Source organism: Paenibacillus sp. Paensp111 (assembly GCF_059492195.1).
The window spans coordinates 495,511-519,370 of sequence record NZ_CP168527.1; the positions used below are offsets into that span (position 1 = coordinate 495,511).

The window sequence follows — 23,860 nt, forward strand, 5'->3', positions numbered from 1 at the left end:
GCCTTGAACGACGAAGAAGCGCCCGGGGAGCCAATTGGCCCCCGGGCGCTTCAATACTATCCACAACATTGTGCATGGGTAGACATGCTATTTGGTTTAAAGGCTCCGCTGAGAAAGCGGAGAGGACGGTAACGATTCTGAAGAAACGAAGCGTTCGCCACCCTTTCTTTACTAATTAAGCATTCACTACTGCGTTCTCAACTTGGATCATACCAAGCGGGCTAACGGTGTAGTCACGATCGAAGATACGAATCGCTGCAGGCGTCTCAGTCTCGTTGGATACCGTGATATCCTTGTCAGACACGCTGACTTTCAGACGGGATCCGCGGAACATCACTTTGAACGAGAAGGATTTCCAGTGACCTGGGATGAACGGTTTCAATACAAGCTCATCATTCTCTACACGAAGGCCGCCGAAGCCGTGAACGACAGACATCCAGGTTCCCGCCATACTTGTAGTGTGGCAGCCGTCTTCGGTGTCATTGTTGTAGTTATCGAGATCCAGTCTTGCTGTACGCAGGTACATTTCGTAAGCCTTCTCCTGGTATCCAAGCTCGCAAGCAAGAATGGAGTGCAGGCACGGAGACAGGGAGGACTCATGAACGGTCAACGGCTCGTAGAAGTCGAAGTTCCGTTTCTTGGTCTCCAGGTCATATTTGTGGCTCAGGAAGTACAGACCTTGAATGACGTCACCTTGCTTGATGAAGCAGGAGCGAAGGATACGGTCCCAAGACCAGTTCTGGTTGATCGGCAGGTTCTCTGGCTTCAGGTCTTTAACTTGGATAATCTCTTTGTCCAAGAAGCCGTCTTGCTGCAGGAAGATTCCAAGCTCTTCGTCCGCAGGGTAGTACATTTTAGCGATAATATCTTTCCATTTATCCGTCTCTTCCGGTTGAAGCTTCAGAGTCTCAACCAGCTCGTTGTAACGGGATGGCTCGTTCGCTTTCAGGTAATCCAGAACCTCCAGCGTATATTCCATCGTCCATGCAGCGATACGGTTCGTATACCAGTTGTTGTTCACGTTGTTCTCATATTCGTTCGGTCCGGTTACGCCGAGCATCACGTATTGGTCTTTGCGTGGTGCATAGTTCACGCGCTGTTCCCAGAAACGGGAGATTTCAGCCAGAACCTCAAGGCCGTACTGACCGAGATACGATTTATCACCTGTATAATTAACGTAGTTATAGATCGCATAAGCAATCGCGCCGTTACGGTGGATCTCTTCAAAAGTGATCTCCCACTCGTTGTGACACTCTTCACCGTTCATAGTTACCATTGGATAGAGGGCGCCTTTGGTGAAGCCGAGCTTGCGGGCATTCTCCTTAGCCTTCTCCAGGTGCTTATAACGATAGATAAGCAGGTTACGTGCGATAGAAGAATCTGCTGTGCTCAGGTAGAACGGTACGCAGTAAGCTTCGGTATCCCAGTAAGTGCTGCCGCCGTATTTCTCGCCGGTGAAGCCCTTCGGTCCGATGTTAAGGCGATCGTCTTCGCCGCTGTAAGTCTGATTCAATTGGAAAATGTTAAAGCGGATCGCCTGCTGTGCAGACACATCACCCTCGATGATAATGTCACTTTCTTTCCATTTGTCAGCCCAGCCTGCAACCTGCTCGGACAGGAGTACGTCAAATCCAGCGGTTCTTGCTTCCTCAAGCAATTTGGAACCGACTTCAACCAATTGACCCAGGCCGTGGTTACGGGAGGTCACATTAGCCACATATTTATAGACAACGATTTCTTCATTCTGTTCAGCTTGAATGGTAACATCATTGCCGACGTATTTTTCTTTCTCCACTGTGGAAGGGGTCAGGTCAAGCTTCTCCCCATTCTTGAATACATCGTAAGTCATAACGGAAGTCACGTGGAAATCCAGCTTCTTCGTCTTAAGCGTCAGATTGGCGGAACCGGCAGACACTTCCTTGCTTACTTCATTCCAGAATTTCTCTTCATAGTTGGAGTCCTTGTTCTTCACATCGCCGTCCAGGTAGACAGTGAGGCGAATAGGAGCCGAGAAGTTCAGAGGAGTAACCGCATAACGGATCGCACCGATCTCATGACGGGCAATGCTCACGAAGCGGGTGGATTCGATCTTGATCTGCTTGCCATCTTCCATTTCGGCCACAGCACTGCGGATCAGAACGCCTTCCTTCATGTTGAGCTCGCGGCGGAACTCAGTTACCTTGCATTTTGCGAGGTCGAGAACCGTACCTCCCACATACACATCAATCCCGATCCAGTTCGTGGAGTTCAGGACCTTAGCAAAATACTCCGGATATCCGTTCTTCCACCAGCCTACACGGGTTTTGTCTGGATAGTACACGCCAGCCATGTAGCTGCCTTGAAGAGATGGACCGCTGTACTGCTCTTCAAAGTTGGCACGCTGCCCCATAAATCCGTTCCCGATGCTGAAAATACTTTCTGAAATTTCATGATTGATAGGATCGAAGCTTTCCTCGATAATAGACCATTCGTCAACCTTCAAATACTGTTTCACTTATACCGGCTCCTTTACAAGATACTAGTAGTTTTAATTAGTCTTCTCAGCTCTCTAGGAAATCACTCTGCACAGGCAGGGAGGCTGTTACAGCTCAGCCAACCGGCTTACAGACATTTGCTGAAGTGAAGGAACAACCAGGTTCGCACGGCTGAGGGTATCAGGGCTTCCGATACCTACACTGCGCATTCCTGCACGCACCGCGGCTTCAATACCTGCTTCCGCATCTTCGAACACGACACAGTTCTCGGTCGGAACTCCAACCTCCTTGGCTCCCAGTACGAATACTTCCGGATCCGGCTTGGCAGCAGCTGTCTTGGTACCATCAATGATAGCATCGAAGTAAGGGGTCAGGCCCGTATTATTCAGAATAAGCATGGCGTTCTTACTGGCTGAGCCGAGAGCTACCTTCAGACCATTGCTGCGGCATTCTTTCAGGAACTCAAGCGCTCCGGGAAGAATCTCGGTTTCGTCCATGCTTGTAATGGATTCCACATACCAGTTGTTCTTGCGTTCCGCAAGCTCCTGCTTGGCCGCATCGTCCAGCTGGATTCCGCCAATTTCAAGCAGAATCTCAAGTGAAGCTGTCCGGGATACGCCTTTAAGACGCTCATTGTCTTGTTCCGTAAATACAAACCCAAGCTCTTCAGCTAGACGTTTCCAAGCCAGGTAGTGATACTTAGCAGTGTCGACTAGGACACCATCGAGGTCGAATAAACAAGCTTGAATAGATGCCATTAATGATTCCTCCTCTAAATAGCGCAAACGTTTGTACAAAGTGTTAAAAATAAATGAAGCATTTCAGCTTCAGTTATTTGTGTCCCGTTAGGTCACCTTTTCGGTAGTGACAGCATAGAAGATTCCCGTATCATCAAGCGATGCGGAATAATCTGACGAGTCTGATAAGTTATATCTTCACCGTTCTGGATGTTCTGAATCAGCATTTGGGATGCGGTGTAGCCCAGATGGTAGATGCCAATGTCAATACTACTGATTGGCGGTGTAGACAGCTCTGATAACGTAATGTTGTTAAAGCTGACCAGGCAAATATCATCAGGAACTTTGAAATTAAGCTCGTGCAGACCTCGCAGAACTCCGAATGACACCATATCATCGACAACGACAAGAGCGGTCGGGCGGTTCGGAAGGCTCATAATGAAGGACATCGCACGGTAGCCGCTGTCCTGCAAAAATTCTCCTTCGACAATCCACTCGGGACGCATCTCGAAACCCGCGTCGATCAGTGCATTCTGATAACCCCTCATCCGGTCTTGAGAGACCGTCAAATTCGGCGGACCGCTTACGAATCCGATACGTTCGTGGCCCATAGAGATCAGATGCTTCGTTGCATCATAAGCGGCCTGAACATTGTCCGTATCCACAGACAAGGCATCGGGATGGTCATTGCTTCTGCCCACGATTACAAACGGATAATTGTTCGCATGCAGAAATTCAATCACCGGATCGTCGTTACGGGAATATAGAAGAATGGCACCATCTACACGGCGGCCTTTCAAGAGCCGGGCTACAGCCTCGACTTCTTCCTTCTCATTCGCGCCTGAACTGATTAGCACATCATATCCGGAACGGTTAGCTTGAGTGACAATACCGCGAATCAGCTCCATAAAGAACAGGTTGGAGAACAGCTCCTCTGCCGGCTTCGGCAGAATGATGCAGATGCTTTCGGTTGTCTTCGATACCAGGCTCTTGGCCATGATGTTCGGGTGATAACCGAGCTGCTCCATAATCTCCTTCACTTTATTGGAGGTTTGAGTACTGATTCGGGGGTGATTGGATAATACCCGGGACACGGTGGAGGGTGAAACTCCGGCCTTCTTGGCAACATCCTTAATGGTTACAGCCATTGGCAACCTCCTTCGTGGAACCGTTTGCTTTTACATTGTAATCTTAATCGAAAGAAATTGTAAAGTAAATAGAGCGCTGTTTCAGCATGAATTTTTAGGCTGCATGCAAGTGTAGAAGAGAACCAAGTGAGATCATGACTCATACACTGTAGGAGCCGCAGATTTCACGTCTGGTATGAGGCGTGCATCCATTAGGGAGCACGTACATTTCTTCCGGCGAGCATACCCCTACATCCCGCACACTCTTTTTTTCGGAAAGCGTATTCAGCAAGCCCCTCGCGGAACTGACAGGATGTGATTGCAACGTGGAATGGATGAGTGCAGAACAGCCGGGCACTGGGAAGATATATAGGTATAACATTCATTATTTCCGTTATGGCCAGCAGCTTGAGGGCTGGAACTTGTGGATATGGTATGACCATCAGGAAGGGCGCAGCTATTCTTTTTCTATGGTGGATGGGGAAGGCTTTGCAGTGGCATCCATTGAACTCCCCGTACCCCGAATCGAGATCATTACGAGATGGAGCTTGAACAGTAACGAATGGGCGGATCAGGAGGCAGTCAGGCGAGTGGTGATACCAGAAGGCGGTCAAGAGGCAAGTGTCTGGATCGTTCAAGATGACAGGCAGGTATATTATGACCCTACTCAAGCCGATGTATCGCCTAAATTCCGTTCAGCCCTTGCAGATGCCGCCGACACGATAATCGCTGTAACAAGCGAATATATTACGGATGAAGATATGAAGACGATTGTATTAACGGATCAGGCAACGCTGGAGGATATTCCTGTGTCCGCCATAAGGACAGGGGACTGTACGCTCACGATTCGGATTATGAATCCTAGGTATTTGGATGTAACGAGGGCCTATTTGCTTAAAAGCAGTCATTTCTCGGCGGCGAAGGTCACGATGCGTCATATTCTGGATCAGCCTGAATTCTATTATGAGGGCCGGGATCTCGGCGCTGCTTATACACCCTGCGAGAGTGTGTTCAAGCTTTGGGCGCCTACGGCTGCCAAGGTAAGTCTTTTATTATATGAAGATGCCGGGACTTATAATACCGATGGACTAGTCACTGAGCATAGTGACATACGGAATATTGTGCCCATGAGGCGGGTCTCTTGCGGGGTATGGTCTGCGGCAGTTAGAGGGGATTTGGCCGGTCAATGTTATATGTACAAGGTGGAGTTTGCTGACGGAGCCTCGCATATTGCAGTCGACCCTTACTCAAAAGCCGTAACGGCTAACGGGCAGAGATCCGTCGTCATGAATCTGGCTGCATCGAACCCGGACAGATGGCTGACCAGAGAGAAGACCCTACTCAAGCAGCCCACGGATGCGGTGATCTATGAGCTGCATGTACGTGATTTTTCCGTGGATGAAAGCGCAGGTCTGATGCATAAGGGAAAGTTCAAGGCTTTTACCGAGTTAGGCGCCACCACATCAGATGGGCTTAAGAGCGGGATCGGGCATCTGAAGGAACTGGGAATTACCCACGTGCAACTGCTTCCCTGCAGCGATTATGCAACTGTGAACGAGCTGTCTGCCGGGGCTGGGGAAGGCGGGAGTTCAGAGTACAACTGGGGCTATGATCCGCAGAACTACAATGTTCCGGAAGGGTCCTACTCATTGAACCCGTGTGATCCGGCGAGTCGGGTCCGCGAGTTCAAGGAACTGATCCAGGCGCTGCATGATCAAGGGATAAGCGTTGTTCTCGATGTGGTGTACAACCATACGTATTCTACGGACGACGGGCCTTTTGACAAAATTGTGCCGGGTTACTATTACCGGACAACCGACACCGGGAGATATACCAATGCAACGGGGGTCGGCAACGAGCTCGCTTCGGAGCGCCCCATGGTACGCAAGTACATTCTGGATTCAGTCCGGTACTGGGCGGAGGAATTTCAGTTGGATGGCTTTCGCTTTGATCTGATGGGTCTGATCGATATCGACACGATGGCCGAGGTGACCCGGATGCTGCATGAGATTAATCCAGAGATTCTAATCTACGGAGAACCTTGGGATATGGGGGGAACAACCCTGCCGCAGGAGAAGAAGACTTTGAAAGGCAGCCAGCGGCACAGGGGATTTGGCGTATTTAACGATAACTTCCGCATCGCAATCAAAGGGGACAGTGATGGAGGGCACCGGGGATTCGCTACGGGCGAACCAGGAATAGAGGGAGATATTGCCGCCGGGGTAAAAGGATCCATCGATACATTCACCCATTCACCCGCGGAATCCATTAACTATGTAACGGCCCATGATAACTATATTCTCTGGGATAAAGTAATCGCAGCGAGGGGAATCTTGCGCGAAATGGGCATGCTTGAGATGCAGGACGGCACACTTCGCAGCGGCGGTTCCATTGAAGATGCCGTGAACCAGGCAGAGCCTTATAAGGGAGTAGGAGAGGGAGCGGATGTCATGCTTGATGAGTCAGTACGGCGGACGCTGCTGGCTAACGCGATTGTCTTGACCTCGCAGGGAATTCCGATGCTTCATGCTGGGGATGAGATGCTCAGAACCAAATTCGGGGATCATAACAGCTACAAGAGCCCGGATGTGATTAATAAGATACGCTGGAGGAACAAGCAAAAATTCCGTTATGTATTTGACTACTATAAGGGACTGATCCGTCTGCGAAAAGATCACCCCGCCTTCCGAATGAGCACCCGGGAGGCCGTGAACGAGCATTTGCAGATATGGCGTGCGGAAGGGAACGTGGTTTCTTTTCAGATCGCGAACCACGCCTGCGGGGATACCTGGAATTGTATTGTTGTGATCTACAACGCAAATAGCGAGGCCTGTGAGGTTAGTCTGCCTCCGAACCATGGGCGTTGGCACGTAGTCGTTAACGACACCGCCGCCGGGACGGCTGTTCTTGAGGAAGTGGATGGGAGAGAGGGGAGAATCCGGGTTCCGGGGATATCCGTTATGGTGATGTATGATCAGGAGAATTGAACCGCCTGGATACGTGCATAAAGCGAAAGCCCTGCTCATGAATCAGAAGATTCAGGGCAGGGCTTTACGGCTTGCTTGGTACATACGGCATAATGGCTGGATTAACTAACTATTTCAAGCTTGTCCCATGATCGGATACAATTCGGCTGTGATGCAGCACTTAGAAGATCAACTGAGGTGCCGTATCTACTCTCCAGTAATCGCCGACCTTCTCGAACTTCACCATGATGTACTTGGAGCTTTCCTTAATCTCTTTGGGAAAAGGAACATTGATCTTATAGACCCGCTTGGTCGGGGTCATGCTGATCATCTTGGCCGTAGCTCTATCAAATTCTAGCAGGTTACCGGAATCGGCATTCAGCTGCGCCAGACGTCCCTCGTGAACGATGATGAATTTTTTGATGAAAAATTCACTGGCCTGCTTGGTATAGCTCTTCATCAGGTACTTCAGCAGCTCGTCCTTCGTATCGATATCCGCGGATAAGTAGCGGTATTCCTTACCATTCTCGGTGAAAGTCTCTATCTCACCACCTGTTCCTGTCCCGCCGCCAAGCGCGTAGAAATATCTTTTCTCTGCATCAACAAGTAGCGGAATAGCCGTCTCGTGGTTCAAGCTCTTGATCAGGGCAGGGTCCGTCACTTTCTGAGCCGGAGCTGTTTTCTTGTCCGCTTTCTTGGCTGGAGCAGATTGAGTCTTTGCAGTTGACTGCGCTCCGTTAGCAGCAGGTGCAGCCACGGCCATGCCTGCTGAGGTTAAGCCAATAGCGAGTGAAAGTATGCCTGCAGTAATTTGTTTAGATTTCATGTTGATCGCCTCCACCTAGTTAAACGCGCCCGACCTGGTAAAAGTTTCATATTCTGCGGCATAGGGCAAATGGGGGCGGAGTTAAATAGAAAGAAGCACCCAAGATGCACAACCCCCCCCCCATGGCGTGTTTCAGCATCCATCCCCGCCTGTGCTGCCAAACAAAAAAAGCCGCCTTTCGGCGGCCTTTTCATATTACTTCGCGGATAGAATGGCGAATCCGTAAGCCGGAAGCCGCACGGACAGCTTGCCGCGCTCGGCGTTCCATTCTTTGCCGGTGAATTCATCTGTCCATGAATTGTCGTAGACATCCACTTCAATTGACTGAATCGTACTGTCATTGTTCAGCATGACAATTACGGTCTCGTCACCGAGGCGGCGTTCATAAGCCAGCTTCGTCTCCCCTTTACCCGCAGAGAGGAACTTGATCGTGCCTGTACGCAGGGCCGAGTGGTCCTTTCTGATTTGAATCAGGCGCTGATAAAAAGCGAATAACTCGCGGTCCTGCTGCTCCGGCTCCCAGACCATACATTTACGGCAGTCCGGATCAGGTCCGCCATCCATGCCGATCTCATCCCCGTAATAGATACATGGAGTTCCCATGTAAGTGAATAGGGAGACAGCAGCCAATTTCAGCTTGTCTTTGCTCCCGTCGCAGAGAGTCAAGAGACGCACGGTATCATGGCTGTCAATCAGGTTGAAGGCAACCTCGCTCGCCTGCTGAGGATATCTCGACAGCTGAACGGCAATGGCGCTGGCGAAGCCGCCGGCATCGAGGGTTCCACTTACAATGAAATCAGTGACTGCGAAGGTAAATGGATAGTTCATTACAGCATCGAATTGATCGCCTTGCAGCCAAGGTGAAGATTCATGCCAGATTTCACCCAGGATATAAGCATCCGGGTTCACATTCTTCACCACTTTGCGGAACTCGCGCCAGAAGCCCTGATCCACCTCATTGGCTACATCCAGGCGCCAGCCGTCAATACCCACCTCTTTGATCCAGTACTCAGCAACTTTAAGCAGGTACTCTTTAACCTCGGGATGTCCGGTATTCAGCTTCGGCATATGCGCTTCAAATGAAAAGGCGTCATAGGAAGGAATATCATCCTTCACTTCCAGCGGGAAGCTGTTCACATGGAACCAGTCCTTGTACTTGGACGCTTCGCCTTTCTCCTTCACGTCAAGGAATGGAGCGAATGTACCACCTGAGTGGTTGAATACGGCGTCAAGCAGGATGCGGATGCCGCGGTCATGACACAGCTTAACCAGCTTCTTCAGTGTTTCGGCATCACCGAACTGAGGATCGATTCGCAAGTAATCTTCTGTGTCATATTTGTGGTTCGTTGTAGCTGCGAACAGTGGAGTGAAGTATATAGCGTTGATTCCCAGCTCACTCAAATGGTCCAAATGGTCGATAACCCCTTGAAGGTCTCCCCCGAAGAAGTTATCCCGCTCAGGCTTTCCTCCCCATGGGAGTGTTCCTTCGGGATCATTGCTCGGGTCTCCGTTGGCAAAACGTTCAGGGAAGATCTGATAGAACACCGCATCCTTCACCCAGGCAGGCGGAGTATACACATCAACCGGATTTATGTAAGGAATCTCGAACAGCCGGTCCGGGTTGGCCGGCATATTCGGGGTGAATTCGTACTCGGTCATCCAGAGCTTCTCGCTGCCTTTTTGCAACAGGAACCCGTATTTCAATCGGCGGTAGGGAGGCTTGACACTGCATTCCCAGTAATCAAACATCTCATCTGAGGCCATGACACGCATAGGTACAAGCTCTCTTGTACGATCCCATGCATACTTATCACCCGCCCACGCATACACATGCGAGAGGTCTCCCTTCTTGGTCCGAATTCGCAAGTGAATCGTTTCCTTGTCGTAAGCGTAAGCCCAGTTCAGCTTTGGTCTATGATAGACAGCTTCGAGTAACATTCTGATTCCCCCTTAGATTTGATCAAGATGTGCAAAAAAGGCACACCCTGTCTCTATAAAATCGAGCGAGGTTGTACCTTGTAGGTAACATTGCCTTTTTGTTGGGAAAGAAGATGACATATCCCGGTTGAAGAGGGATAATTCTTTCTTTGCTCAGGATTATAGCATGTCCATATATTGTTAAACAATAGGATTTATCAAGAACCAGTCCAACCTTTGCATCCTAAACCGGGTTGAAAGCGGTGGTAATTCCATAAAAAAGGGGCGGAGATATGGAATGTGACAATTTTGGGTCTGAAAGCTTGATATGAAGCATATTTTTATGATCCAAATGGTGGGGTTATTAATAGGATGAATGTACCAAAAACAAAAGAAATATTGCGATATAGGGAGATAATCAAAGGATTAGTCACCTAATAGGCTGAAATCGAGTGTATTTGGGCAATGCAAACGTTTTTGCAATGACTGTGGAGTGATGTATGATGATTTCAGGAATTAAGCGCTTCCAATCCGAGAGCTTGCTAAAATCAGATAGAAATACAGGCGAAAAAAGTAGCTTGCTTCAAGTTTTGCGGAAACGTTTGCGCTGACCATTTCCTGTAAACTGTTCGCTAAAAATGGGAGGGTTATTTTATGAAAATCAAGAAATTAGCGGTTATGCTTGCAGCGTTATCGATGGCTGTATCCATCACGGCTTGCGGGCCTCAAAAGGCTTCCGAGCAGGTACAGACAACAACTGACTCAGGCACTGCAAAAACTACAGAGACAACTACCGCTACTCCAGAGGTGAAACCTGAAGACGGCGCCAAGCTTGTCATTTGGGAAAGTAAGGATGAAAGATCATTTACGGATGAAATTGCAAAGCAATTTACAGCTAAATACAATGTCCCAGTTAAAGTTGAAGAAGTAGCTCCAACCGACCAAGTAACCAAATTGACTCAAGACGGTCCTTCCGGTCTGGCAGCTGACGTAGTCATCTTCCCTCACGATAACCTGGGTAGAGCAGCAAGCGCCAACCTGGTTCTCCCGAACGACCTGTTTGCAGAAGAGACAACTAAGAACAACACAGAAAGCTCGATTAAAGGTGTTACTTATAACGACGTTCTCTACGGATACCCTAGAGCGGCTGAGACTTATGCACTCTACTACAATAAATCCCTTGTGAAGGATGCTCCAAAAACTTTCGATGATGTTCTAGCTTTCGGTAAAACGTTTACTGACAAAGCGAAGAAGAAATACGGAATTATGTGGGAGACAGGTAACATGTACTTCAACTATCCGTTCATCGCAACTACTGGCGGATACATCTTCGGTAAAGACGGTACTGACAAAGACGACATTGGTATCAACAGCCCAGGTGCGATTGAAGGCCTGAAAGTATACCAAAGCCTGAAAGAAATTCTCCCAGTGAAGAGCGGCGACATTACGCCGGATATCAAACGCAGCTTGTTTGGCTCTGGTGACGTAGCTATGGACATTAACGGTCCTTGGGAACTTGCTGGATACAAAACAGCACTTGGCGATAAATTGGGCGTAACTCCAATCCCTAGCATTGGCGGCAAACCAGCGGTTTCCTTCGCCGGAATCAAAGCTTGGTACGTAAATGCTTACACGAAATATCCGAACGCAGCTAAATTGTTCGCTGAGTTTGCTTCTTCCAAAGATGCACAGCTTCTTCTGAACGAAAAAGTAGGTTCTATCCCAACTAACAATGAAGCTCTTGAGTCCGACCAAATCAAGAACGATCCATTCATTTCCGCTTTCGCAGAACAAACTAAGAGCTCCCAGCCTATGCCTTCCATCCCTGAGATGGGTAACGTATGGAGCCCGGTTAACGCCGCTCTTCCTGAGATTTGGGACAACGGTAAAGATCCTAAAGCTACCTTGGACAAAGCAGCACAACAAATCAAAGATTTGAACAACGGCGCTAAGAAATAATTAGGATTGTGAATTGGGGATAGATGCAGTATGAGGCCCGCCGCATAAGCGGCGGGTCATTCCCCGATCGCCGGGAGAGGAGAAGAGAAGGCACATGGATCGTCACCGTACAAGAGCCACGATACTGTCGATACTTAGCTTGGGACTAGGACAAATATATAACCGCCAATATATTAAAGGCGCCATCTTCTTGCTTGTTGAGGTTTTGGGAATTGCTTATTTCATTAACTATTTGAGTTTTGCTTTCTGGGGAATTACCACATTAGGGGATACACCTACTGGATTCGTGAAATTTAAGTCTGCTTCTGGCATTATGGTCTCCAAGCTCGTGCAGGGTGACCACTCGATTATCATCATGATTCAAAGCTTAATTACTTTACTGTTCCTTGTTCTTTTCATTATGGCTTATATTATGAACATTAAGGATGCCAACCGTATTGGCAGCCTGAGAGACTCTGGACATAAACCGAACAATTTCAAACAATCGGTTCGATATATTCTGGATTACAAATTCGCGCAGGTATTTCTGGTGCTGCCAGCTATGGGTATTCTGTTCTTCACGATCATGCCGATTATCTTCATGATCATGCTGGCATTTACCAACTACTCCGCACCAGACCATATTCCGCCAGCCAAGCTTGTTAACTGGGTTGGATTTGAAACGTTTACCAATCTGGTCTCTTTGGGTACCTGGAGCCATACCTTCTATGGGGTACTTACCTGGACCATTATCTGGGCTATCCTATCCACAGTGACAACGTATTTCGGCGGTATGCTGGTAGCATTACTGGTTAGCCAACAAGGAATCAGATTCAAAGGGATGTGGAGAACGCTCCTCATCATTCCTTACGCGATTCCACAGCTGATCTCTCTGCTTGTGATGAAGAACTTGTTCAACGGCCAATTCGGCCCGATCAACCAATATTTTGGTTACTTCGGACTTGGCGGTCTGCCTTGGCTGACCGATCCATTCTGGGCGAAAGTCACGGTTATCGTAGTTAATATGTGGGTAGGGATTCCAGTATCCATGCTGCTCATTATGGGTGTGCTTACTACAATTCCTAAGGATATGTATGAAGCGGCTGAAGTGGATGGGGCGACAGGCTTCCAGAAGTTCAAGATCGTTACGCTGCCGATGATTCTCTTCACTACAGCGCCAACCCTGATTACCCAGTTCGCTGGCAATATCAATAACTTTAATGCGATCTACCTTCTGACTGCAGGTAATCCGGTGAACGGAGACTACCAATACGCAGGTTCAACCGACTTGCTCGTAACCTGGCTGTATAAGCTCACCCTGGATCAGAACAAGAACAACATGGCCTCTGCGGTCGGCATTATTATATTCGTGATTGTTGCCTCCTTCTCGATTTATAACTACCGCCGGACGAGATCGTTCAAAGAGGAGGATATGATCCAATGATCGGACGTAAACTTGCTAACAGGCTGCGCTTGATCGTCAGCTACATCGTACTGGTAATCCTGGCTGTGTGTGCGCTATACCCGGCTTTATGGGTGGTGCTGGCTTCTTTTAGACCAGGTAAATCTCTATACAGTAAAACGCTTATTCCCGAAAGCTTTACCTTGGATCATTATAAGGAATTATTCACATCTCATACCTTCATGTTCACGCATTGGTATATGAATACGCTCAAGATTGCATTCTTCTCCATGATCTTTGGTGTACTTCTGACCTTGTTAACAAGCTATGCCGTATCCCGGTTCCGCTTCCGCGTACGGAAGACAGCCTTGTCTACGATTCTAGTGCTGGGGATGTTCCCTGGATTCATGAGTATGATTGCGATCTTCCTGCTGCTCAAAGAGCTTAACCTTCTGGATACACATATCGCTTTGATTATCGTGTATGCCTGCGGAGCTCCGCTCGGCGGAACTTTGATTGCCAAAGGCTTCTTCGATACGATACCAAGATCGCTGGATGAAGCGGCCCGCATTGACGGTGCCAGCAACTTTACAATCTTCCGCCAGATTATTCTTCCGCTGTCACGTCCGATGCTGACGTACATGGCTCTGACTCAATTTGTTGGACCATGGGTGGACTTTATCTTCGCCCGTCTGATTCTGCGGACCAAGGACAATTGGACCCTGGCAGTCGGACTCTGGGATATCGTAAATACGAGTCAAAATAGTAACTTTACGCTGTTCGCTGCAGCTTCAGTATTCATTGCTATTCCGATTATCATCTTGTTCATCTTCCTGCAGCGCCTGCTTGTAGACGGATTAACGTCCGGAGCAAGTAAAGGATAATCAACGCCGGACAGTTCAAGCGTCCGGTGTAGTAGGAAGTATCACAATTGAAGAAGCACAGTCTGCAACGAGACTGTGCTTTTTCTGTAACTATTACTTACCAATTATTTCTAATTTATATCGTTCATAGAGAATATTCGCTAGGGTGGGATTATTTTGAAATTAGGATTAAAAATAGGTTGGCAGTCGGTAGGCACTAAGCTTTTTCTCATCGTGTTCATTGCCATTGTCGTGTTGTCGGCTGGACTGGGTCTGGTCTCTTATCAGGTGTCTAAGGGAATTATTCAAGAGCAGGTGTCCTCGGCGTCATCCGAGGCCATTAAGCAGGCAGCCGATAAGCTGGATTTCCTCTTCAGTCAATATGAGGCGGCGTCGCGTCAGCTCGCCGTAGATCCGATTCTTAGAGCGGACCTGGTAACGGTTAATCTACCAGAGCTCGGTATTGTAGAGAAAACACAGGCGGAGGATCGGATCAAGCGAAGATTGGACGCTTTCACAGGCTCTGACGATCGGCTGAACAGTGTGAAGCTGATTTCGAGCGCAAAGGGCAGTACGTCTTCTTTTCAATCTGGGATAGCCGGCGTTAGAACCGATGAGGCGATTGAAGCCAGAATGAAGCAGATCAGGGAAGCCGATGGAGAGCCGGTATGGATTCCTACCCTAAACAAAGGATTTTTTGGAGCTACAAGTGTTCCGGAGTTCACCATGGGCAGACTGCTCAAGAATATGCAGCATCCGGAAGCTGAATATATCCTGTTGATCGAGATTAAGGAATCCTCGCTGGGCACGATACTGTCCAACCTGAAGATCGGGAATTCCGGTGAAGTGAGACTGGTCACTGCGAACAGCCAGATTGTGCACGCGAAGGACAGCAAGCTGCTGGAGAAGGAGTCTTTTGTCAAGGTAAGTCCGGCTCAGCTCAAAGGGAAGGACCGGTCATTCACGACCAATAATGAGCAGAACGTTGAGAATCTCGTCGTATTCCAGCCGCTTGCGACATCAGGATGGACACTTATGGGTTACGCTCCAACCAGCGACTTCCTAAGTGCAGCTGACCGTCTGCTGACGATTACCTTCATCGTTATTGTCGTGGCGATTATCATCGCCCTGTTCATTGGTTATTATATGATCCGGATGGTGGGGAAGCCGCTCAGTAAATTGTCCAAACTTATGGAAGAAGGAGAGAACGGGAACCTTCAAGTACGCGCCAAATTCAAGAGCAATGATGAAATTGGCCGTGTAGGACAAGCCTTTAACCGCATGATGACCCGCATTTCAGATTTGGTTGAACAGACGAATGCGACTGCCCTTAAGGTGCTGGACACAGCAGAGGCGCTGGCCTCGGCTTCGAAGAGCACCTCCCAGGCGGCCGGAGAAATTGCTGCAGCGACCCAGGAAATTGCTCAAGGCGCCTCAAGTCTTGCCGTTGAGGCCGACAGGGAGAGCCAAATTGCTGAAGATATCGGAACCAAGATGGACAAGGTAAATGTGGCCAATGCCTCGATGGGCGAGTCGGCAGACCGGGCTATCGCGGTAAGTGTTCAGGGAACGGAATATATGAAGGAGCTGGTTGACAAGACGGGGGCTGCTTCCGAAATGACAGATCTGATCCAGGAGAATTCGGCCAAGCTGACGAAAAGCACTGCCTCTATCCAGAGTATTCTGGCTCCAATGATCGAAATGACCAAACAGACGAACATTCTGTCGCTGAATGCATCTATTGAAGCAGCTAGAGCAGGTGCAGCTGGCCGTGGGTTCAGCATCATCGCAGATGAGATCCGCAGTCTTGCTCAGCAGTCAAATGAATCCATTCAGTCTGTATCGAATATTACTGAGCAGATTCAGCAGGATATCGAGAATACAGTTCATGTGCTGAACCAAGTCTCCCCGCTGTTTGATGAACAGCTGGAATCGGTACGCGAAGCCTCATCCTTCTTCACCAGCGTCCGGAAGGAGATGGAGCAGTTCTATAAGCATATTGAGAATTCCTCGGAATCTGTCAAGGAACTGAGTGAATCCCAGTATATTCTGGGTGACTCCATATCGAGTGTCAGTGCCGTGGTAGAACAGACCAGTGCCTCCACGCAGCAGGTAGCCTCCATGTCATCGGAACAGTTCAAGGTCAGCGAGCAGCTGGTTGCGCTCTCTGTGCAGCTGGAGCGCCTGGCAGAGGATCTGAAGAAATCTCTGACAGGGTTTAATACCTGAGCAGGTATCTCTGTGTAAGAGGTAAGGGGCTGCATGGCAGGCTCGGCTAAATGAGTTAGAAATGAATTGACCCGATACACGGTCCGTCTTTGTATCCGGAGATCAACCGTACCGGTTAGCGTTAAACCGGAATTCGAATTGGTCTAAGCCGGGAACCGACACGTCCGAGTGAACATCTGACCGGTCTCTCTAAGGAGAGGCCGGTTTTTGTTATGTTTTGCACCAATTCACGTGGTCTGGGGATTGCTGCCGGGGATTGCGATGATATAATGAAAATATGAGATATTCTAGGTATTTTTTAGTAGGTTATAGGTCTTTAGAAGAAGGTGGGGTTCGTGGTGAAGCAGCTGGGGAGTAGGGATCAGGGATTTTCACTAATTGAAGTGCTGGCTGCCATTACGATTCTATCGATTGTTGCGTTGGTGCTGTCTTCTTATTTCACGAACTCGCTCTCTTATTCCAAAAAAAATCAGAACAAAACGATCATGGTCAATCTGGCACGCAACGCCCTTTTCTATATGGAGAAGCAAAGCTTCAGCGTGCTGTCAGGATATTTTAAAGATAACGGTACCTTGGAGTGTGAGAAGACACCGGGGGAGCCGGTTCAGGATTGCAGCGGACCAGTTGGTCTGTTAGGTAAGGATGAGGAAGTTGTAAGAGGGGTGCTGACCCCTGCGGTGAACGGAATTCAGTATGCCGTGTCGATTCAGTATCAGAAGGATTTGCATGAGGACATGAGGCATTCCGCAGATGAGACTAAGAAGGATTCGGCCAAGTATTTGCTGCCTGTCAAGGTAACGGTGCGCGGCCCGGGTGACAGTGGAAGCAGAGCGAACGAGACAGTCGTGGAGGGCTATATAACAGATGAGACCATTCGTTAAGCATCTGAAAAAGGATGAGGGAGTTACTTTAATAGAACTCATTGCTGCATTGTCGCTCCTGGCCGTTGTGCTGGGTATGATCTATTCGGTTGCTGTCTTCGGATTCAAGAGCTATCACAAAATCAGTGTGGAGAACTCCATGCGCGATGAAGCGGATATTCTGATGTCCTCTATCATTACGAAGTTATATACCTTCGCCCCTGATCGTGTAATCAGAGATGGAGCAGATGGAACGGGCATCATCCTCCAGAAGGATGTTGTTGACTCTGATGGCAGCAGCAAAGTGAAGGAACAGAAGATCACAATCGAGAATAATGCGCTGTATATTAGAGATCTGACTGAAGCTGAGAGTACGGTATCTACGGCAGCAGCAGGGACTCTGGTGACGGAGGGAACTGGCGGCGGATTAAATGAAATGTCCGGAGTGTCCAGAGGTACAAGTGACCCGGCGGGCGAGATTGCTATTCAGTCCAGCGTACTGGTGGATCAGGCGGGAACCACATCTGCAGACAGGAAGAATTCAATGATTACTTTGGATGACAATACCTGCCGGCCGAATCTCCCCTGCGAGAGCGGCCTGATTAATATTAAGCTTGTTCTTGCCCAGGATTACGGTGGTCAGACCTATAAGCTCGCACTTGAGAGTAAATTCGGATTCTAGGAGGCAAGAGATGAAGCGGGTGCAGGAAGAGCGCGGTTCCGCGCTGGTTATGGTTCTATTCATTGTGCTGGTGCTCACGATTCTCGGTATGGGCGTGCTAAGCGCCACCCTTGGCGGCGCCCGGAGGACCGAGACTCGGGAAAGTGATGTGCAAAGTCTGCATTTGGCCCAGAAATCCATTGATGAAGCTGTGGCTGCCATTACTACCGGATTGGAGCAGTACAACGACATCCGCCCTGAGGATCTTGTGAGTACGATTCAGGCGGTACTTAGCAAGATCAACCCGGAGGATAAGCAGGTAAGCACGGGGCTGAATGATGATGGGGTTGCCAAGGCAAACGCCAGGATTTTGAATATTGAATATTTGGGCAGATCAGGTCCTTCTAATACCAACTATAAGCTGTTGATCACGGTACAAGCTGAGGTTAACGGCGTTATGCGTAAGCTGAAGCAGGAGGTGACGATCGACACGTATCCTGATTTCCTGAAGTATGCCATGGGATCGGAAAGTAATGTAATCTTTAATGGGGCTCCCTATATAAGAGGCAATATCTATGCAGGGGACAAGCTGATGCTCAGTAATGTGGCGGAGTATGTTTTTAAGAACAAAGAAGGTCATCAGCCCACAACCGGCTACTCCGTGATCGATCCTTTGAACGGGAAGAACAGCGAGATTACGGTCCAATCCTTGAACTCGCTGGAGTACCGAAGCGGCGGGCAGGAGGTCCCTTATCAAACCCTTGATGTTAATAAAGCCGGGCTGGTCGGACAGGTGCTTGGTGTGAACGTACGGCCCCAGGATATCAAGATCAAGGACCATAAGAAGTTCGTTCAGATTAATGTGAATGAGTCGATCGTAGATAAGGTCGTTGAAGCAATAAAGGGGATAGGCAATACGGATGAACTAACCCGTCAAGATATCCGCGATCATTTACCGAATCTTGTCAGCCATCTGATCAGCCAGTATCCGGCTCGCTTTGAAGTGATGGAGAGACCGGTGGATGGGATTGAACCGAACTACCCTTCAGATTCGGCGGATTCTGCGAAGATGGACGACTATCAGAATGCCTTGAAAAGCTATGAGGCACAGCATGATCTATACGTTCAAACTTTAGATGACCACAAGAGTAAGATGAGCAGCATGGCCGGATCGGCTATTTTCAAAGGGGGCCTTACGATTGACGGCAACCTGTACAGCACGCTCACCTATAAGCCGGAAGAGAAGGACGCGGGCAGGTGGTTCATTGTGGACGGGGATCTAACCATAGACAACTCCGGGAGAGCGGAGGCCATGAATATCCGGGGGAATATCATTGTCACGGGTAATGTGATCATCAGCGGGAAGGTCAACATGGATGCGACCATGTTCGTAATGGGGCAGACGAAGGTGCAGGATGCAGCTATAAGCGGATTAGCCGGAAAAGAACTGGTACTGATCTCGAGAGGCCAGATTCTGGTAACGAGATTTGATTCCTTCCAGAATGCGGCTCCTCAGACGCTGGATGCCTTCTTTTACACAGATTCAACAGCAGATCTCTACGGTGTGGGCTCTGCCTTCTGGCTCAATGGCGGCTTCTTCGCCAAAGGCGACCTTACTGTTAACGCCGTGGTAGGCTCGGCGGTTGATCAGAATGACCATATTGAGTTCGATGAGCAGGGGGCCGGTGAATTGAAGCGGTTCAATGTAACTTATAATCCGAAGGTATTTGAGGATCAGAAATTAAGCCTGCCGCGGGTCCAGAGGGTCAATATCCGGCTCGGAGAGCTGACGCTGCAATAGCTGCTGCTGTGACCTCTGGTCTACTCGGAGAAATGAACATCGAACGCGGAGACGTAAATATCCCACATCAAAAATGATCATCAACGAAAGGAAAGAACCTCCAGCCCCTTCTTCATCAAGGGTTTGGAGGTTCTTTGCATTTGGAATTCAATTTATTACTTAGTGTGCAGGACAAGGGGTTATGGACCGTTAATAACGATCCCCCGTGCTCACTTTAACCACTTCTATCTCAATGAAGGCATATACACTTGGATCAGCGCTATATGAGACTCTTACCTTAGTTGTACCCGCTCTAAGGGCTTCAATGGAGCCCCCGCCCGGTCCGCTGTTAGGATCAAGAGTGCGTACGATAGCTGAATTATCACTGCTCCAGATCAGGGAGGACTTGATCTCATCCGTTAGATCTTGGGGGAACAAATCATTCATAAGGTTATATTTGTTCTTCTCATACAGTTGAAGCTTTGGCGGTAAAGCGAGCGACTGGAGACCTTTAATGGTAATCTCCTTGACCGCAGACTTGCCTCCGGCAGATACAGTAACCGTGACGGTTCCCGGCTTTAGACCCTTCAGGGATGCCATCTGGGTATCTGCTCCGCTTAGACTGGCTAGCGTCCCGCCGCTGCTGCCCGTGATCGCCCAATAATAGACCAGCTTGTCCTGGTCATCTGCATCGAGCGGGTTAAGGATCGCCTTCAGGTCGATGCTTCTGCCAATGTCCACCTGATCAGAGCCTTCAATCAGGAGGCCTTGAAGCGGATTAACTACGGTAACCTGGTATTCCTTCGTGTATGTGCGGATCACATGCGTGCTTTCATTTTCCGTGGTGGCTGTGACCACTATAGTCACAGTTCCAGATTTAGAGCCTTTTACCTGCACATGGTAGAGATCCTCGGTGCTAGTCGTCACCGTGATATAATCCTTCCCATTATCTTTAGGAACCCAGGTGATTGAGTTGACCTTCTGATTCACCAGTGGCAGGGAGGCGGTCAGCGTGATCTGTTCATCTTTGTTCACCGTGTTAGGTCCGCTGATGATCAGGTCTGGTTGAATCACCGTGACTTTGGCCGTGCCCTTAACCCCGCTGCCGTCTGTCGCTTTGACTGTAATCCAGGCTTCGCCGACACTGTTCGCACTGACAATTCCGGTTACAGGGTCGACGGATACAACTCCCGGCTTGTCAGATACCCAGTCAAAATTCTTGTTCGTAGCATCTTCCGGTTCATACTTGGCAATGAGCGGGAGGGTGTCTCCCACAATCAGGGTGGTATCCTGCAGCGATAGCTTCGTCAGCCAGGTGACTGCCTCAAAAACGTAGCTTTGGAATGGAATCGTGGTTAGCTGCTTAGCCCCGATATCCTGGAAGGTGAGCGACGAATTTGTTAAAGAGTACACACCGTTCTTAGTTGGAACCACGGTAATGTCGAACGTTACCGGGTCTGCGATATATTTCGTCTTGTCACTTGAGAGCCTGTAGGTTACAGGGTTCAGAGCTCCCGCCAAGGTATATCCGCCTTCTAATGTACCTGTCTGTGTAATCGTTCCGACAGTGGTGCTCATCGCAATATTTGAGATCTGTAGATTGGGCGGCAGAACCTCGTTGAACCGAATGTTGCTGATTTGAATCGTATTCTTCTCTGCATAGTAAGGAATTGGCTTAGGTGTGACCGTGTAATGCAGGGTAACTGGTTCATTCTTCTGCACCTTGCCATTCACTACATTGCTGGAGATTGTACGATCTGTCTGAAGATTCGCGGTGATCTTCTGAATCGTCACCGGAACGGATTGCTTAACTATGGCGCCCTGCTTGTCACGGGCTGTAATCTCGACAGACATAGCTCCTCCCTCCGGAAGGGGATTATCAAAGGTCATGTTAATGACTTTGCCAGTAGGGATGGTCTGCTCGGGCATCATCACTTTCTCGGTTCCATCCGGCAGCTTGAACGTGAAGCCGGTCGTAATGTTGCGGTCCTTCAGATCCCAGTCGTTGACAGCATAGCTGACCACGATATTTTGATAAGAAGGAATGATAGAACTTGCTGCCGGAGAATATACGGTGATGAGCGGCGCATGATTCGAGCCGATAAAAGCACGGTACATGGTGTTCACGAACAGTTTCTGTTCCCAGTCCGGAAATTTGGTATTTGTATGTCCTGTTCCCGAGTAAGTTACATTCCCTTTGGAGTACGTGTAGTAATGATTCCAGCTGTCCTGTTCATCCCTTGTGCCCCCCGCGATGTTATACCAAGGCACAACCGACTCATCTTCCAGATTTAGAGTGAAATACTGGTTATGGGTTGTGTTGACAAGGGGTGTGCTTGCTCCAGGCTTGCTTAAATAAAATGGATATTGGGTGAGTAGTCCGTCATTTACAATACTTGTCGTAGTCGAGGTTCTAGGTGCACCCAGCCCCAAATTCGTCTTGGGATTAATTTGGCCGGTATCGGCTTGGAAATAATCTCTCCAATTCTTCCAGTTAAGGTTGCCTGTATTCGGATCCTCAAAGATCGTATCGTGTGTGAACATCACAGCTTGTCCGGTAGAGATGAACTTCTTAACCGCTGCTGCTGCACTAGAGTTAATAGCTGCATAACGGTTATATTCATCCCTAAAGCCAAAGATAAGCATGTCATAATTGCCGTTCAGTGCCAGATAACCGCTGCTGTTAAAGTCGTCAATCCTCATCGTCTTGATCTGAATATCATAACTGCCCTTGTTGTAGCTGAAATTCTTATTGTTCAAATAATCCTGATTCATATTAGTTGTAGTCAACAAGCTGCTATTCGCATTATCGGTAGGCAAAACCTGAAGCACCCGGACAACAGTCTTCTCATCTTGATACTGAATCGTCCCTGTTTCATAACTTTTCAGTTTAGTGGCCTGGTCAACCAGCTCAAGCCTCCAATAGAGAAGGCCGGAGTATGCCTTGGGCAGATCGTATGTGATTTGGCCTGAAGAAGAGGTGACAGGTACAGACGCCACCAGCTGGTTCTCGTCCATTTTCAGAACGCTGTCTACACCCATATATAAGTTCGCATTGATAATGCGATTCCTGAAGTCAGTGATATTGTTAGCATTGAAGGTGAAGGTCAGTTTATCTCCGGTAGTGAAAACTTTGTTCTGATCGGCGCTGTAATCTACGGGACGAGAGCTCACCTTAATCTGCGGCCGCTGTTTAAGCATAGTGGAGTAAGGTGCCTTGTTAAGCAAAGAGGATAATGAACCAGCTCCCGTATTGGAGGTCACATCCGTCGTATTTACAAAGATTACGTTGCTCTTGGCGCCCGCTGAAGTGCTGTACGGCGCGAAAGTCTTATATAGATTTCCCTGCGGACTTTGTTTGAGGACATCATTATTCACAATAACCAGAAGGCCCTTGTCAATGTATTTCTGTATAATTGCATTGGCTTTAAGCTGGGTGATGTCGTTCATCTTACTCGTTGTATTATGGGCATCCGCCTGACCAGAGTTTAGTGCGGTAAATGTCTGCACCCCTTCTGTACTGTACGTCCCCGATCCAATATAGATTGCATCGTATTTGCCATCGAGCTCATCCCTAAGTGCAACAAATTTCTTCATCCGAATCGTATCGACATTTTTGATGGTTAAATCCATACCGGAAAGGCTTTTTACTGTATTGGATAGTTCTGAAGCCTCTGTATTATCCCGGACTTCCAGAATTCTGAGCGGGTAGGGTGCAGGGTTATCAGCACTTACTTTTACAATCACCAAAGTCAGAAATATTCCAAAAATCAAAAACAGTGCTAAAGACCTACTTCTCCTCATGAGCCGATCACTCCTAATGTTTCTGCTAGAAAATAATATTTTTCCCGATATTACTGTAAAAATATTGTAAACCTACTAGGCATATGTTATATATTTCTTTAGGATAATGTACCATAGCAGGACAATTTTTAATAGGGAAAATTGACCTTTGTTGGGACTTATTTAGTACGGAAAGTCCCTTCTGTTTCCAGTTGGTGTGATTGAGACTATTTTCTTATTTTTAGCTTTGAAATATAATGGAATTTTTGCTCTGAACTTGTCGAATCGGTCGGAACT

At 48.4% G+C, this 23,860-nt stretch carries 14 protein-coding genes; 8 read left to right on the forward strand and 6 right to left on the reverse strand.

Annotated features, from left to right (window positions below; all coding sequences use genetic code 11):
* Positions 1-175 precede the first annotated feature (175 nt).
* The 3 genes from ACEN86_RS02375 to ACEN86_RS02385 form a co-directional block, all read right to left on the reverse strand.
* Positions 176-2,494, reverse strand: coding sequence for a glycoside hydrolase family 65 protein (locus ACEN86_RS02375; protein ID WP_495632783.1), 2,319 nt, complete (start codon positions 2,492-2,494; stop codon positions 176-178).
* A gap of 87 nt (positions 2,495-2,581) precedes the next feature.
* On the reverse strand, positions 2,582-3,232 hold the full coding sequence (gene pgmB / locus ACEN86_RS02380) for a beta-phosphoglucomutase (protein WP_495632784.1): 651 nt from the start codon (positions 3,230-3,232) through the stop codon (positions 2,582-2,584).
* A 92-nt stretch (positions 3,233-3,324) separates the two neighbouring features.
* Complete coding sequence (locus ACEN86_RS02385) at positions 3,325-4,359, reverse strand: LacI family DNA-binding transcriptional regulator (protein ID WP_495632785.1); 1,035 nt, start codon at positions 4,357-4,359, stop codon at positions 3,325-3,327.
* 314 nt (positions 4,360-4,673) lie between these two features.
* On the opposite strand from ACEN86_RS02385, the gene pulA reads away from it, so the two are divergent.
* A complete protein-coding gene (gene pulA / locus ACEN86_RS02390; protein WP_495634194.1) occupies positions 4,674-7,325 on the forward strand; it encodes a type I pullulanase in 2,652 nt (883 codons plus the stop codon).
* A gap of 160 nt (positions 7,326-7,485) precedes the next feature.
* Here the strand turns inward: pulA and ACEN86_RS02395 are convergent, their stop codons facing one another.
* Together ACEN86_RS02395 and ACEN86_RS02400 are read right to left on the reverse strand one after the other, a co-directional pair.
* Positions 7,486-8,130: a DL-endopeptidase inhibitor IseA family protein gene (locus ACEN86_RS02395; protein WP_495632786.1), complete on the reverse strand. Its 645-nt coding sequence runs from the start codon at positions 8,128-8,130 to the stop codon at positions 7,486-7,488.
* Between the two features lie 195 nt (positions 8,131-8,325).
* Positions 8,326-10,068, reverse strand: coding sequence for an alpha-glycosidase (locus ACEN86_RS02400; protein WP_495632787.1), 1,743 nt, complete (start codon positions 10,066-10,068; stop codon positions 8,326-8,328).
* Between the two features lie 633 nt (positions 10,069-10,701).
* Between ACEN86_RS02400 and ACEN86_RS02405 the strand changes: the two genes are divergently transcribed.
* The 7 genes from ACEN86_RS02405 (at position 10,702) to ACEN86_RS02435 (ending at position 19,801) form a co-directional block, all read left to right on the forward strand.
* Positions 10,702-12,006, forward strand: coding sequence for a sugar ABC transporter substrate-binding protein (locus ACEN86_RS02405; protein WP_495632788.1), 1,305 nt, complete (start codon positions 10,702-10,704; stop codon positions 12,004-12,006).
* Between the two features lie 94 nt (positions 12,007-12,100).
* Positions 12,101-13,429 carry a carbohydrate ABC transporter permease gene (locus tag ACEN86_RS02410; protein ID WP_495632789.1) on the forward strand — a complete coding sequence of 443 codons (1,329 nt, stop codon included), beginning with the start codon at positions 12,101-12,103 and terminating at the stop codon, positions 13,427-13,429.
* Complete coding sequence (locus ACEN86_RS02415) at positions 13,426-14,271, forward strand: sugar ABC transporter permease (RefSeq protein ID WP_495632790.1); 846 nt, start codon at positions 13,426-13,428, stop codon at positions 14,269-14,271. The genes ACEN86_RS02410 and ACEN86_RS02415 overlap by 4 nt, the downstream gene beginning before the upstream one ends.
* Positions 14,272-14,427: 156 nt before the next feature.
* Positions 14,428-16,479 carry a methyl-accepting chemotaxis protein gene (locus ACEN86_RS02420; protein ID WP_495632791.1) on the forward strand — a complete coding sequence of 684 codons (2,052 nt, stop codon included), beginning with the start codon at positions 14,428-14,430 and terminating at the stop codon, positions 16,477-16,479.
* A gap of 338 nt (positions 16,480-16,817) precedes the next feature.
* A complete protein-coding gene (locus tag ACEN86_RS02425) occupies positions 16,818-17,360 on the forward strand; it encodes a type IV pilus modification PilV family protein (RefSeq protein ID WP_495632792.1) in 543 nt (180 codons plus the stop codon).
* The gene (locus tag ACEN86_RS02430; RefSeq protein WP_495632793.1) at positions 17,344-18,021 is read left to right on the forward strand and encodes a prepilin-type N-terminal cleavage/methylation domain-containing protein; all 678 of its coding nucleotides are present in this window, start codon (positions 17,344-17,346) and stop codon (positions 18,019-18,021) included. Before ACEN86_RS02425 ends, ACEN86_RS02430 begins: the two co-directional genes overlap by 17 nt.
* A 10-nt stretch (positions 18,022-18,031) precedes the next feature.
* Positions 18,032-19,801, forward strand: a complete 1,770-nt coding sequence (locus ACEN86_RS02435; protein WP_495632794.1) for a hypothetical protein — start codon at positions 18,032-18,034, stop codon at positions 19,799-19,801.
* Between the two features lie 189 nt (positions 19,802-19,990).
* On the opposite strand, the gene ACEN86_RS02440 is transcribed toward ACEN86_RS02435, so the two are convergent.
* Positions 19,991-23,584: a DUF5057 domain-containing protein gene (locus tag ACEN86_RS02440; protein ID WP_495632795.1), complete on the reverse strand. Its 3,594-nt coding sequence runs from the start codon at positions 23,582-23,584 to the stop codon at positions 19,991-19,993.
* Between the last annotated feature and the right edge of the window lie 276 nt (positions 23,585-23,860).

Bases quoted from the DNA above. Each gene is read 5' to 3' on its own strand.
- pgmB (WP_495632784.1), bottom strand. From the start codon at position 3,232: ATGGCATCTATTCAAGCTTGTTTATTCGACCTCGATGGTGTCCTAGTC.
- ACEN86_RS02385 (WP_495632785.1), bottom strand. From the start codon at position 4,359: ATGGCTGTAACCATTAAGGATGTTGCCAAGAAGGCCGGAGTTTCACCC.
- pulA (WP_495634194.1), top strand. From the start codon at position 4,674: ATGAGTGCAGAACAGCCGGGCACTGGGAAGATATATAGGTATAACATT.
- ACEN86_RS02395 (WP_495632786.1), bottom strand. From the start codon at position 8,130: ATGAAATCTAAACAAATTACTGCAGGCATACTTTCACTCGCTATTGGC.
- ACEN86_RS02400 (WP_495632787.1), bottom strand. From the start codon at position 10,068: ATGTTACTCGAAGCTGTCTATCATAGACCAAAGCTGAACTGGGCTTAC.
- ACEN86_RS02405 (WP_495632788.1), top strand. From the start codon at position 10,702: ATGAAAATCAAGAAATTAGCGGTTATGCTTGCAGCGTTATCGATGGCT.
- ACEN86_RS02410 (WP_495632789.1), top strand. From the start codon at position 12,101: ATGGATCGTCACCGTACAAGAGCCACGATACTGTCGATACTTAGCTTG.
- ACEN86_RS02415 (WP_495632790.1), top strand. From the start codon at position 13,426: ATGATCGGACGTAAACTTGCTAACAGGCTGCGCTTGATCGTCAGCTAC.
- ACEN86_RS02430 (WP_495632793.1), top strand. From the start codon at position 17,344: ATGAGACCATTCGTTAAGCATCTGAAAAAGGATGAGGGAGTTACTTTA.
- ACEN86_RS02435 (WP_495632794.1), top strand. From the start codon at position 18,032: ATGAAGCGGGTGCAGGAAGAGCGCGGTTCCGCGCTGGTTATGGTTCTA.
- ACEN86_RS02440 (WP_495632795.1), bottom strand. From the start codon at position 23,584: ATGAGGAGAAGTAGGTCTTTAGCACTGTTTTTGATTTTTGGAATATTT.